At 60.8% G+C, this 13236-nt stretch carries 8 protein-coding genes and 1 tRNA gene; 1 reads left to right on the top strand and 8 read right to left on the bottom strand.

Annotation, left to right across the window (positions count from 1 at the left end; all coding sequences use genetic code 11):
• Window positions 1-366: 366 nt before the first annotated feature.
• The 4 genes from ACFOW6_RS10730 to ACFOW6_RS10715 form a co-directional block, all read right to left on the bottom strand.
• A complete protein-coding gene (locus tag ACFOW6_RS10730) occupies window positions 367-2793 on the bottom strand; it encodes an Ig-like domain-containing protein (RefSeq protein ID WP_382422367.1) in 2427 nt (808 codons plus the stop codon).
• The gene (locus ACFOW6_RS10725) at window positions 2790-3461 is read right to left on the bottom strand and encodes a hypothetical protein (protein WP_382422366.1); all 672 of its coding nucleotides are present in this window, start codon (window positions 3459-3461) and stop codon (window positions 2790-2792) included. The genes ACFOW6_RS10730 and ACFOW6_RS10725 overlap by 4 nt, the downstream gene beginning before the upstream one ends.
• Before the next feature lie 188 nt (window positions 3462-3649).
• Window positions 3650-4438 carry a hypothetical protein gene (locus tag ACFOW6_RS10720; protein ID WP_382422365.1) on the bottom strand — a complete coding sequence of 263 codons (789 nt, stop codon included), beginning with the start codon at window positions 4436-4438 and terminating at the stop codon, window positions 3650-3652.
• Window positions 4439-4487: 49 nt separating this feature from the next.
• On the bottom strand, window positions 4488-6308 hold the full coding sequence (locus ACFOW6_RS10715; protein ID WP_382422364.1) for a hypothetical protein: 1821 nt from the start codon (window positions 6306-6308) through the stop codon (window positions 4488-4490).
• 864 nt (window positions 6309-7172) lie between these two features.
• Here ACFOW6_RS10715 and ACFOW6_RS10710 point away from each other — a divergent pair.
• Complete coding sequence (locus ACFOW6_RS10710; protein WP_382422363.1) at window positions 7173-8717, top strand: peptidoglycan-binding domain-containing protein; 1545 nt, start codon at window positions 7173-7175, stop codon at window positions 8715-8717.
• A 63-nt stretch (window positions 8718-8780) separates the two neighbouring features.
• On the opposite strand, the gene ACFOW6_RS10705 is transcribed toward ACFOW6_RS10710, so the two are convergent.
• From ACFOW6_RS10705 to ACFOW6_RS10690, 4 genes are all read right to left on the bottom strand, one after another.
• Window positions 8781-9623: an isocitrate lyase/PEP mutase family protein gene (locus ACFOW6_RS10705; protein WP_382422362.1), complete on the bottom strand. Its 843-nt coding sequence runs from the start codon at window positions 9621-9623 to the stop codon at window positions 8781-8783.
• A 32-nt stretch (window positions 9624-9655) separates the two neighbouring features.
• A complete protein-coding gene (locus ACFOW6_RS10700; protein WP_382422361.1) occupies window positions 9656-10564 on the bottom strand; it encodes a DMT family transporter in 909 nt (302 codons plus the stop codon).
• A gap of 465 nt (window positions 10565-11029) precedes the next feature.
• On the bottom strand, window positions 11030-12679 hold the full coding sequence (locus ACFOW6_RS10695) for a PH domain-containing protein (RefSeq protein WP_382422360.1): 1650 nt from the start codon (window positions 12677-12679) through the stop codon (window positions 11030-11032).
• 431 nt (window positions 12680-13110) lie between these two features.
• A tRNA-Met gene (locus ACFOW6_RS10690) sits at window positions 13111-13187 on the bottom strand.
• Window positions 13188-13236 lie beyond the last annotated feature (49 nt).

Below are 13236 nucleotides of genomic sequence, written 5' to 3'. Positions count from 1 at the left end.
GGGTCTCCAACACCATATTGGTGTCGAGGAAGACCAAAGGTCCGGCCCCGTATGAAAGGTCCGTTTCTCGCGGATGATAGCCTCGATATCGATGTCGGTTCCGTATTTGGTCGAAAGCCTGGCATAGAAATCCTTAGCCGGCTCGCGCCCGGCCTCGCGAATCTCATAGGCTTCCAGCGGGCTCGACGATGTTGGCGATCGAATGCTTCTCCCTCTGTGCCAGCCGGTGGGCAAGATCGCGTGCCTTGGCGCTGCGAACGGAAAGCTGTGGCTCGGCCATGTGAGACTCCTTTCGTCTCATAAGATAGGTCGGACTCCTTCAGCCATCTTGATGGCTGAACACGACACCTATTCCACACGGCACGTTTAGCGGGCTTCGAGGACGCGCATCAAAGCATTGTAATTGCCTTCGCTGATGAAAGCCTCCCGACGGGGGATCGCGTAGGGCCACATGAGCGGCGCCAGGGTCGTGGGATGTTCCCCATTTCCCTCGACGGCAGATTTGTTCTGCCCTGACATGCCGCCGCGTGCCACGCGGAACCCCTCGATGCTGTAATCGCTGTAGACCGACGGCGCGTAGAAGACCTCAGACGCATCGGCAGGGCGGTGGGCCAGCCCAAAATAATGTCCAAACTCATGGACGAGTGCCTGCGCCAGGGCCGAGTGTGAGCGGGCCGTCGTGATGGGCAGGACAATGCCGCGATGGGCTGCATGACTGAACGTCCCGTGAATTGACTGCCCTGCTCCGTAAAACTCCGGTGGGGAAAATACGACCAGAATATCGTTCGGCTGCACCACGGCCTGCAGTTCCCCGCGCAACTTCCGGATCGTGTTCTTGAGTGAGTCCAGGCTCACTGTGGGACGGCCTTTTTCCTGAGCCCACTCCTCAAGGCTTGAAATGCCGATCCATCCCAAGGCTTCGGCCGTCGTAACGACGGCGTCGACTCCGCCAGGGACGATGCCGCGACCAGTGTTCACATAGGCACGATCGGGAGTCCGTGTGGTGTCGATGCCATAGGCTTCCTTGATCGGCATCAGCTGAACCGCGAACTCTTCAGCCAAGGACACGATGCCATTTGCCCACTGCCTCTCGAGTTCAGGCACGCCATCCTTCCATGATCCGACTTCCAGAAAGGAATATCGAAAGACCAGCGAGTCCGGATCGACGCGCCAGTTCTCCAACTGGCGTTCGGCAAGGACCTCCGGCGCCGCAACCGAGGCAGGCCAGGGGTCATGGGGGGTGAGCCGGACTTCAAGATCGGTCGCTGCCCCCTGCCGCTCTGGTTTCCAGCCAAACACATTGATGGTGTGGCGTGCCTGGCGCCGGATTTCGTCCTTCACGAGGTCCCGCTCGAGCGTATCCGAGCGGACGACACGCACCACATTGCCATCGATGGCACCGCCCTGCTGCGGCTGTACGCGCCACTGGCCCTGATCCAGGACATTGATATCCAGTTCCGCCGGATAGCTTTCGGGCTGCCAGCCGGCGTCTATGTGGTCATGCGGCTGCCAATCCACATAGATGCGCTGCACGGCCGGCTTGCCCATCACCAGAGGGGCGTCGCGAATGGTCTGAAAGGCATGGACCCGGACGGGGTCTTCGACCGGCCCGCCATGGTTTTCGAGGTCGACCAGCGTCGAGAACCGCCACCAATGCGCGTCCTCCTGCAGGGTCGTGCCGGTGGTGCTTTCCACCCCCTCTTCACCGCCCTGGATGCGTGCTTCGTAGATGACCCCGGATTCGAGATCGGCATCCGGTATGAACCGGTACAGTCTTTCGTTGGCCTGGTTGATCTGGCCGTGCACCTCGAGCAGGTCACCCTTGGCATCGCGCGTCGCCAGACGGAAATTCTCCTTCAGGCTGAAGGGATCCACGGGGTCGTTGAATTCCATTTCGATCCGCGGCGATCCGAGGTGGACATTCTCGCGTTCATGCCCGGGGCTGTTTTCCACGAGCTTGAGCGGTTCCGGCGCTTCGCATGCCTGCGGATCGTTCTCCCAGGACTCGCGATCGCAGACCCAGCCCCGCACCTCACCGACGCGGCCCGTCAGCTCCGTCAAACGATACCCCTTGTCCCGATGGCTGCGGGATTCCTCCACACGCGCGTCAAACTCGATCCTGTACCTGTCAGCCCCCTGTTGGTGAACATACAGCTTTCTCAGACGGGGCAGTTCCGTCTCGTAGTACTCATCGGGATAATCGACACAGCCGGTGCGCCCGGGCTCGAACATGTGGCACAGCCAGGTCGCTTCGAATAGACCCTTCACCTCCTCGACCTCGGTGCCGAGCGCCTGTCCGCCGCTGTCGGCCGGGAAGACGGCGCTCAGCGTGAAGACATGCTCGCCGTCCGTTTCCAGCCGGGCGTTGTACATGTGGAAGCCCTTTGCCCCGGTAAACTTCTCCCGATCGATCGCGGGCGATGCACCCCGGCCTTCAGTGAAGTCGGTGACCTGCAGGGTCCCTGTGCCCGTCATGCTGTCGGTCCAGTCCCCGCTCACCTCCATGCCCCAGACCACGTCAACGAAGGCGTAGGGCGACTCGCCCAGCATCGAGTCGAGAACGGCTTCGGGCAGTGTCCCGGTCAGATCCAGTTCCATCGCCTCGAACATCTGGTTGACCGGCCCACCCGACGGATCGGGCACCGGAATCGGCTTGTAGTCCTCGACGGCCTCGAATTCCTCTTCGGGGATCTCAAGTGTCTGCTGTGCCTGCGCCATACCGCCGAACGCCAGCACCAATGTGGCCAGAACACCGGCTACAAAGGGGCGCACCCTCGTCACACCCCGCGTCACCCGCCAGATCCTGAACCGGGATTGTCCGCCGCCTCCTCGCCAAGTTCGGTCTCGAAACGGCCCGCGACCAGGATACAGACGTCAGGATCGATGTCGCCCTGCATCAGGGCCGTAATCGGACACAAGCTGGCCTCGAAGGCACCTTCGGCCGCCCCGCCGCCGTCCTCGATCTCCAGCCGGTCGAACTCGACGACAGCATCGGTTCCGACATCGTGCGAGGACGCGTAGAACCCGGTCGGCTCTCCAAAATTCTTGTGATAGGAAATCTCGGCGCTGTTGGGCCCGGCCAGGATCTGGTCAACATCCTCGGCAGAGAACGGGTCCAGCTCGATCGTAAGGCCGCCTTGGCGCAGGATCTTATCCGCCTCCGGATAAACGCCCATGATACGCAAGGCGATCTTGTCTTCGCCCTCGCCCCCGAACATCTGCGCCATCGGATTGCTGTCGGCGTCGTCGCCCAGCATCTCTTTCATCATCTCCATGCGCTTTTCCATCTGCGCACGCTGTTGCTCACTCATCCCCTCGAGAGCACCTTCCATGACGTTCGCCGGCGAGTAGGGACGCCAGGCCGCGGAGGACATCTCCTTGCCCTCGACCTCTCCCGAGATCGTCACCCAGCTCCGCTCGATGCTCCCGACCGTACCGTCTATCGAGCCAAGCACCGTCATTGTCCGGGAGTCCTGGGCAACAGCCCCAGGTCCGGATGGAATGGCGGCTAGCAAACCCGAAAACAGAATCGTGGCCCCGATTGTCGATGCGACGCGAATGGCATTCATGAAGAGGTTTTCCTTTTTTGAGGTGCGCCTGATCAATTGGATCGGGCGCACTGAGTTGCGTTGCCGCCTCGGATCTGGCTTCAGGGGAGCATCCAGTCGTCGTGCTGAACTCGCATGATCCGTATCGGTGCCCCGTCACGGGCGGTATCGGGTCGCAGATTGAACTCCACCGTTTGCGGCTGGCCAAAGTTGCTGTACGCGGCCTGCACCGTAATCATGCCACGCAGCACCGGCGTGTCAGGATCGGGCATGATCGCCAGGCCGCTGATGTCGGTGTCCTGCGCATTGTAGAGCGGATCGGCACCGGCATCCCGCACCGAGGCGGCGATTTGGGGAATGTCCCCTGCAAAGAAGAACTCGTGAGCGACCGGGCTCTCGAATGGGCTGGAGGATTGCCCTCGCATGTACTGATCGTGACGAGCGTAGAGCTTTTCGACCAGAGCGACCGCACTGGCCACAGGGTCGTCCGAGGTCTGGGTTGCTTCGACCTGCGGGGTTTGGTCTTCCATCAGGAATCTGCCGGCAACCCAGCCGTGGGTGGCCCGATCGGCATCCGACATCAGACACCAGCGCGGCGGCAGGTTTTTGCGCTCGGCGTCCGACATGGCGACGCTTTGCTCGAAGGTAATGAATGGCACACAGGTCACCTGCTGGAGGCCGGCGGCGTCATGAGGAAAGGCCCGGATCACCGGATAGTCCGTGCCCGGCCCCATGCGCATGTTCAACTCGTCGTTCACTGCGACGCCGGTGACTTGCCAAGCGTCGGGGCCATGTCCGTCAAGCTGTGCCTGCCCCATGGGCACGCCGGTAGTGACAAACAGAGCTGCCAGACCCCACCGCGCTGCGAACCTCGAGATACGGGTGATCATGATGTGTCAGCCTCGCTGCGTTCCGTGTGGATGAGGACTGCCTGCACTGTCATTGCCACGCTTGCAGGGCCTGGCGGGCGGTCGGGCTGAAATCCGGATCGTCCAGGGCCTCGACCTCTTCGAGAAAGGCGATCCAGGTCTCGAGCGAGTCCGGATCACGTTGCAGCCAGGCTGGCCGCCCCAGCATCGGCTGCATGAACGACTCCATCGAGAAGCCATACTGTGCGGGCTTTTCCTCGGCAAAGACGTTGGGTGTGAAGACGGCGATCACGCCCTCGACGCTGTTGCTCTCCAGGACGGCCAGCGCCCCGCCCCCGCGGGCAAGATGCGGGCCCAGATAGTCCATATCGAGCGCCCGGCTGGCCAGGGCCTTGCCCATGACGCCGCCTGCCTTTTCGCGGACCGAGCTGAAGTCCAGCCCTCCTATCGTGCCAGCGACGGTGACGACGGCGGTGGCCGGGTTCACGCTCCAACCGTCCTGATGGTCGTCGACCTGCTCGGCAATCCTGTTGACGACGAGCTCGACATGATCCGGCGAGCGCATCAAGGCGCTGAGCAACCCGACCGGCAACTCTGCCAGCTCGGGTGTGGTCGCCGTCCAGAGCAGCGCCAAGGATCGGTCAACGAAGTACTCCGGGTCGCCCGCGGCGATCCGTGCCGGGCTCTGCAGGAGCGCGCGCGCCGCAGCGGTTTGGACAGCCGGGCTGCCGGCCAGCTCGAACAGATCGAAAACCGGATCCAGTGCAGGGGCCAGCGGTGCGTCTTCGTGGCGCTGCAGAAACAGCACCTGCCGCTGAATGCCGGTGACCCTATGCACGTCACTGGGCCCGTCGGCGATCAGCGAGCCCATCGCATCGACAAAAAGCCGCAGGTCTTCCGCACGCTCGGCCTGCGAGCCTGCATCGTCGGTCCGGTCGCGGACCATGGATTCAAGGGATGATATCACCCGCCCGACGTCCTGCCTGGAAGACCTGGCGCGGGCCTCGGCCAGAAGGTTGTCCAATATCTTGTCCAGGCTCATCGGTCCGTTTGCAAACCTGCTGATCGTCAGGTGCCGCTCGACACCGCTATCGCCGTCAAGCTGCAAGGCAGCCTCGAGGGCAGCATCGGTGCCGATGCCGGCCAGCGCCTCCTGCGTTTGCTGGCGCTGCCGTACCGCAAGCTCCCTGTGAGCCAGCAGATAGTCCACCTTGGCCGCGTCATTGAGAAAGTGCAGCGCGGGCAGGTTGGCGAGAAAATGACGGGTGGCCGCCTGATTGTGGTCCGTCCTGAAAACGGCCTCGTGAAGGGCGGATTGCACCGGAGCTTCCAGCGCGTCCATCACCATGAGCCGGCTTGCGTGATCCGGCGCCGTCTCGGTCAGGGAAATCATGTCCTGTATCAGCGTGTCATGATCGACGCCGATCTGTCCGCTGGCCGTTAGCAGGATTTCATAGGACCGGTCGTGCGTCAGGTAGTCCGGATCCATTATTTTCTGCCGCAGGAGGTCCTCTGCCTCGGGCGCACGCATTGCGGCCAGCACCGAAAGGGAATTGACCTTCAGGTCATCGTCCTCCTTCGAGCCCCTGGTGTATGGACCGCCCTCGTCGGCATACGCCCGAACTAGCTCGCGGGCGGGCAAGGCATCGACGCCCATCCGGGCCAGAGCCTGAAGGGCCGCTCGCGGCTTGGTTCCACCCTCGTGAGAGACGTCCTCGGCATACTCAAGGGCGGTCTTGCCGTCGAGCATGGCGTCCGGGTCATGCTCAGGTAGGGGCTGGGTCGCTTTTGCATCCGGGTCGGGCAAATTCTTGGCCTGGGCAGCAGGTACGATCGCCAGGCCAAGACAAATCAGCAGACTGCCTATGGTCCGGGAGAGTGCGCGGCTCATGAGATCTTCCCCTTCGGAACTTGATGATCGGGTCGTGTTTCTCGCAAATTCGCTTCGTCCTCATATCTGTCGATCGGCCGATGCAGCCCCATGGCTGCGCTGGCATCCGAAGAGACATGGCGGGCCGCATGGGCAAATGGGAGGGCGCTTCCACCCGAACGGGCCGGCCTCTCGGCCTTGCAGAATGCCCGGACGAGGTCCCCAACATCCGCCGACAGGGATTGAAGGTGTTTCAATCTTCCGGACAGAGCAGGCGTGCCTGCAGCTGTGAAGCCTCGACGTCGGCCTGATCACAGCCGGCGGCCGCCAACCCGATCGATACGGTGAGCCGCGATCGCTTCGGTAGAGGCATGCTGATATCCTTGCTGTTGATCAGGGAACACCCGGTTCGTGGTGTCGATGATCAACCTATGGGCTCGGGGCCACAAAAGCCCCGTTCGTTTGCAGGGGAAGGGGACGTCAAGTTGCTGGAGAAGGCGGGATCATTCTCGACCGGCTACGCCACAGCCTTCCGAAAACTCACAGCGGGATGTGGCGACACCCCAAGGAGACGCTGCAGAACACAAGAAAGCCGCCAAGTCTCCTTCTTGACGGCTTTGCAACTCTGGTTCCGGGAGCGTTTAGCCGACTGCACCCAATGCTCTGTCGACATGCACCAAGGGCACCGGTCTCTGATTCATGAGAGGCTGAACAGAACCGGAATCTGCCGGACAAGATTTCAAGGCATATGAACTAGAACGGATATAATCACAAAGATATCACATCACGTTTCTTGCGAGGTGGTCAGTCCTGCTTGTTGAATCTGATCGGGTCATGGTCATCTGTAATGTCTGAACATTTGCAATAATAACGAGGAATTCGCCAATGACCCCCAAAGGGTATTCGACAGCACTCGCCGCCGTTCTGCTGGCCTCCACGGCACTGCCAGGGGCGGCCTTCGCGGCATCCGAACGCGCCGGAACACTCGCCGGGACTGCCCTCGCCGGAACTGCCATGGAGCGCGGGTCCCTGGGCGCACAGCCCGCTTCGGATCGCGCCGGCATCGTGCAGATCGCGCAATCGCGCGATGTCCGGGAGATCCAGACCCACCTCAACCGTCTCGGCTACGAGGCCGGGCCAGAGGACGGCCTGATGGGATCGCGTACGCGCTCTGCGATCCGGGCCTATCAGGACGATGAAGGCCTGCTCGTGACGGGACAGCCGTCGCAATCCCTGCTGAACCATGTCGAGGAAAGTGTCGAGGAGCGCTTCGGCAGCGTCGAGGAGCCCGAAGAGGAGACCGGCGCCTCGGATACCGACGGCGATACGGAGATGATCGCCGCGATCCAGTCCGAACTGCGCCAGCGCGATTACCGCATCCCGGCCGTTTCGGGCGAAATGGACGCAGCGACCCGCGAAGCGATCCGGGCCTATGAGCGCGATCGGGGGTACCTGGTCACGGGCCGCGCCACAGAGGAGCTGCTCGAGGACCTGCGGGCGGACGATAACCGCGAGGACAGCGACGACCTGACCAGCCGCGACATCGCCGACGTCCAGCAGGCCCTGAATGACCGCGGTTACGATGCCGGTCCGGCTGATGGCGTCCTGGGCCCGAAGACCCGGACCGCCATCCGGACCTACCAGTCCGATGCGGACATGGACCCGACCGGCCGCGTCTCGGCCGAACTGCTGGCACGTCTGGAGGGCGATGCCCCCGATGAGGAGGAAGCCGACGACGGCGAGGACGAGGCCAACTGGGACGAGGTTGAAGAGGATGAAGAGGATGACGGCCGGGTCGAGTTCGCCACCCTGCTGTCCGACGATTTCGCGGACGGCAATTACACCGCGAACCCCGAATGGCGCGTCGCGACGGGCGACTTCTCGGTGCGCAACGGCGGACTGACCAGCCGCAAGGTCCAGCCCCGCGAGGAGAGCGTGCAGGGCACCGGCATGGAATTGCTGGGATCGGTTCTGGAACGGGAACTGGGCATCCGCCTGCCGTCCCAGGGCGATGCGGCTGCCGCCCACACCACCGTCTCCATTCCCGACAGCTTCCGGATCTCGACGGAACTCTCCGGACGCGACTTCGCCGGCGGCCAGCTTAATATCGGCCCCTATCGCGGCAGACAGCTCGGCAATGGCTATCGTCTGGTCTATCTCGAGGGCAATGCCGAACCCCTGGCGCTGCTGCGCATAACGGATGACGATCAGCTGGTGCTGGACAGCACATCCCTGTCGCTGTCCGACGACCAGACGCTGTCACTGGACTGGCAGCGTCAGGACAATGGCCTGATGACGGTCTCGTCGAACGGTGACGTCCTGCTGCAGGCCAGGGACCGGGCCTTCTCCGGCGGCTTCGACGGCGTCTCGCTAATCAACGCCGGCGGCGAATGGACCCTGCACAGCGTGACGGTCGAAGGCCCCGAATAGGAATCATTGCCCATACGTGGGGCCTATAGGTGGGGCCTATGCGTAAGCCATTTGCGACTGGAGTCATGTCCGGGAGTCCAACGCACTGTCCGTCATCAGCGCGGCGATCTCCCCACCGGGCAGGGCTTCGGCCGCATAGGTGAAGGTGCCATTCTCCTTCACCTCCCGTGCGGCCCGCATCAGGGCGCCGAGGGCCGCCCGCGCCATCGACCCGCCGACGCTGATGCGGCGCACCCCCGCCTCTTCCAGCTCCGCCACCGAATAGACCGGTCCCTTGAGGCCCATCACCACATTGACCGGCCTCGAAACCGAGGCGCATACGCTCCGGATCGCGTCGAGGTCGGGAAGGCCGGGCGCATACAAGACATCCGCCCCCGCCTCTTCGAAGGCCTGAAGGCGCCGGATCGTCTCGTCGAGGTCGTCGCGCCCATAGAGATGGTTCTCGGCGCGCGCCGTCAGGACGAAGGGGCGCTCCCGAGCTGCCTCCGCCGCGGCGCGAACGCGCACAACGGCCTGCGAAAATTCATACACCGGAGCTTCGGGATTGCCCGTTGCATCCTCGATCGACCCGCCGACAAGGCCGACGTCGGCTGCGCTACGGATCGTCTCGGCACAGGTCTCCGGGTCTGCGCCGAAGCCGTCGCCCAGATCCGCCGAAACCGGAAGGTGAGTGGCCGCAACGATCCCGGCGGCGTTGTCCAGCATCTCGGCGCGGCCGAGAGCTGACAGCGAATCCCGCTTGCCTTTTGAGAAGGCATAGCCCGCGCTTGTGGTCGCGAGCGCCTCGAACCCCAGGCTGGTCAGAAGCCGCGCCGATCCCGCATCCCAGGGATTGGGGATGACGAAGCTGGATCTGCGTTGATGCAGGGTCCTGAACTGCTCGAACTTGCGTGTCTGGTCTGTCATCTGTCTCTCCCTGAACTCATGCGGCCCTGAACTCATGCAGTGCGGATCGGGGCGCGCAGGGCGACCAGGGCGGCCGCCAGGATCAGTACGAAGCCCACCAGGTCCGCCGGCGTGGGCCGTTCCCCCAGCAGGATCGCCGAGGCGATCACGCCGAAGACCGGCACCAGCAGCACGCCAAGCCCGGCCGTCCCGGCCGGCAGGCGCTCCAGGACCCGGAACCACAACAGATACCCCAGCGCGGTTCCGGCCACGATACCATAGAGCAGGCCCAACCAGGGCTGAAAGCCGACAGGGAACTCCGGGCCCTCTCCGGCCACGAGCATGCCCAGCGCGGACACCAGGGCGCCGGCGAAGATCTGATAGACGGCGACCGTCAGGGGATGCGCCGCGATGCGCGCCCATTTCAGGTAAACGATGCCGATCGCCCAGCTTACGGCCCCACCGATCGCGGCCAGCGCGCCCAGGGACACCCCGGCCTGCAGCAGCGGCCACAGGAGGATGAGCAGCCCCAGGCAACAGAGCGTCAATGCCAACATGCGCGCCGGTGTCAGCGCCTCCTTGAGCATGACGCGGGCCAGCAGCACGACCCATATGGGCATGGTATAGATGCAGATCGCGACCCGGCCGGTCGAGGTCAGCAGGATTGCGATCGCCGACAAGGCGCCGAACCCGCCGCAGGCAAACATGCCGGAGACAATCAGATGCAGCTTGTCGCGTGCAGAGGGGACACGCAGGTCGGCGCCGAGTGCGCGCGCCAGGGGCAGAAGCAGGATCCCGCCGGCAACGAAAGACATCGTGCGAAAGGTCCAGGGCGAAAATCCCTGCAGCGCGAAGCTCGTCGCCACGAAGTTCACGCCCCACACGAGCGCGACCAACAGCAGTATGGCGCGGGCGCCAAGCGGCTCGGCCGCATCCGAGCGGGACTCGAGACCGGCACTCACCGCTCGAACGTCAGCCGGCTCAACTGACCTCCTGTCGCAGAAAAATTGTCAGCACTCAGCCAACGTTCATAGCCGGGCTGCAGCTTGCTCAGATCCGCCAAGACACCGTCCTTGATTGTGACGAGGGGTATTCCCTCAAAAGTAATGAGACCGAGTCATGCCATAGATTTGGTATGCTGAACCGATCCAATTTCACTAAATCAAGCAGGCCAATTATGTGCTTTATGTTAGTCAAAACAAACACTCTAAACGCAAAAAACCGCCAACCTGTTGGGTTGACGGGTAGTGTCCAGAATTTGTCGCTCTTTTGGGCTGGTGGACTGTCTGGTTAGGCTATCTACTCCTCGCACTGTGAGTAGAGGGCTTCATGTCGAGATAGCGGCACAGGCCCTAGAGGGTGCCGGCAATGATGAAATACTACCTGCCGACGAGGTATGCACTCAAGTCGTTTTAATCCGAAAGGCTCTAGTCAAGCAGCCGAAACCGCCCCCCTGCTTCCCACTTTACAAGATCTGAATCTTTGGGTGGTTCCAGCGTATAGTAGCTATATTCGGATGCCTGTTTGAACCATTTGTATTGGGCTCTGGTAAAACGCAACATTAGCAGGTTTTCATGAAGTTCAGTATGGATTTGTTTAATGTTGGCGTTTTGAGCAAAGCCCTGCGACACAAACTCAACGGTTCTATATCCTGAGCCTATAGTGCGCGCGCTTCCATCTGCTTCCCAAAGTTGTCGCCGCATGGCCGGGCCGTAAGCATCGCGCAAGGCTGGAAACATTTCGACTTGCTTCCTGATCAGGAGCGCTTTGAAGCGCTGACGCTTCTGCTGCCCTTCCGGATCCAAATCAAGCTCCGCACCCTGCTCGTAAAGAAGATTCCATGCCCCAATGAGGCTCAGTACAACGTTTATTTCATCGACTGAACCCGTGTATTTCGTGGCGCTAACATTCGGCAAAGACGCTATCTCGCGGTCAAGCTGTTCAAGGTGTTGAGCAACATCTCTCTGTTCCGCTTCCTTTGGTTTGGGTTGGGTACCATTCCCATCATTCTCGCTTTGACTCTTTTGATTTGCAGCGTTTGAAGTAAAATTCAGATTCTGTGAAATTTCAGGTTTTTTGCAATTAATGTTACCGTTCTTAACAGAATTCAATGTTGGAGGCGCAATTCCTTTTCGATCTTGGAAAAGAAACGTTGGATAAGAGCGATAACCACTTGCGTCGATGACAGTTTTGTTGGGCAAATACCATCGATTGATCTGGTTACTGTCGCCGAGCTCAATTGAGCATGCGCCATATTCTGTAGATGAACTATTATTAACTCGTAGATTCCCACCTCCCGAACCATCTTCTAAGTAATTTTCAAACACGACGGTAAATGGTCCCTCCCCCTCTGGGTCTTGGCTGCGATTAGCCTTTTTTGAAGTCCCAACTTTTTGCTTTGAATCACGTTCTCGTGGTGCATCTTGGTGCCCTTGCTCTTCCGAGCTCGTTCGTTGATCTGACTGCTGTTCAGCCACCGAACCAGCGACTGAGGCCTCGTCATCACCTGAAACCCAACTCCAAGTGCCCCATACGAGAAGTCCTATTAATACAAGCCCAACTAGGCCGCTAACCCATCCCCCTTCTTGAGGGGCCTTCGCAGGATTTCTATCCGCGATCCCATTGTCGGAAACAGAGGCAACAGATTCCGAAGATTTTCCCTCAAGACGTTTCCCTTCACGAACCTTCTGAGCGATGAAGCGAGCCGCCGGTTTAGGCAGGTTTCGGATTTGCAGATTTTCGCTGTGCGTCTTAACCGTGATGCTTGCAAGAACAAGTCCGGATTTTATATCTACGCCAAGTATATCACTCAGGCCAATTTCAGTTTCGTCAACTCCAGACAATACGCCAACGCGGATCAGAAGTAGGCGATCTGATGTGACGACAACCAAGCAGCCCTTGTTTCCAACCTCCCCGTCGGATAGTGCGACGACACTTTCCTCATCAATGAGCGAGCCAACGAGGTGATCAAGTTCTTTAGTCTTCTTATAGCCGGCCACGCTACCGGTTGCCTTGCTGACTCTCCGCCATTCAGCCTTCAGATCCTTTGGTGAAGCACTCTTGTATCGGATACTCATATCAACAGACACCGCTAAAATAGTTGGAATGGTATGGGCTTAGACTGATTTCGTGTTTTGGACGATGCCTGTGAGGCTTCTTCGTGGTCCATTCTTAGAGTTCGCCAATCTGAAATTGGTCCTTGCCCTTAGCCTGGATAACGCCAAGCGACCGCGCCGAGCCTCGTCAAGTTTATTAGCGTCCATTTTCCAGCACTCATGGCAGTTATCGCGCGTGCCTTATCGTAGTCCCACAACCTTAACGTGGAGTGAATGTAAGGCGAATTCGCTCGAGCCTGTCCTCCGGGCCATGGAGCACTGGGCGCAGGAGCGGCAGGAGGCGGGTGTAAAGCGATCCGGACGCTCTCCGTGACGTATTCCCCGAACGCAAGAAAGCCCCGCGGCTTTGTGGGCCGACGGGGCTTTTTATGCTTTGATATCGGTGCGTTATTTGGTTGCGGGGGCAGGATTTGAACCTGCGACCTTCAGGTTATGAGCCTGACGAGCTACCGGGCTGCTCCACCCCGCGGTTGTGGGTGTTTGTTGGTTTGCGTGTGTTTGGGGTTTGCGGAGAGGGT

The organism is Fodinicurvata halophila, from assembly GCF_042651425.1.
GTDB lineage: Bacteria > Pseudomonadota > Alphaproteobacteria > Kiloniellales > DSM-21159 > Fodinicurvata > Fodinicurvata halophila.
The sequence above is the reverse complement of the archived record's forward strand: the minus strand, read 5'-3'. Positions and strand labels throughout refer to the sequence as shown.

What these genes read in the sequence shown, in the direction of transcription:
- ACFOW6_RS10725 (WP_382422366.1), bottom strand. Translation starts at nt 3,461, where the DNA reads ATGACGGTGCTTGGCTCGATAGACGGTACGGTCGGGAGCATCGAGCGG.
- ACFOW6_RS10720 (WP_382422365.1), bottom strand. Translation starts at nt 4,438, where the DNA reads ATGATCACCCGTATCTCGAGGTTCGCAGCGCGGTGGGGTCTGGCAGCT.
- ACFOW6_RS10715 (WP_382422364.1), bottom strand. Translation starts at nt 6,308, where the DNA reads ATGAGCCGCGCACTCTCCCGGACCATAGGCAGTCTGCTGATTTGTCTT.
- ACFOW6_RS10710 (WP_382422363.1), top strand. Translation starts at nt 7,173, where the DNA reads ATGACCCCCAAAGGGTATTCGACAGCACTCGCCGCCGTTCTGCTGGCC.
- ACFOW6_RS10705 (WP_382422362.1), bottom strand. Translation starts at nt 9,623, where the DNA reads ATGACAGACCAGACACGCAAGTTCGAGCAGTTCAGGACCCTGCATCAA.
- ACFOW6_RS10695 (WP_382422360.1), bottom strand. Translation starts at nt 12,679, where the DNA reads ATGAGTATCCGATACAAGAGTGCTTCACCAAAGGATCTGAAGGCTGAA.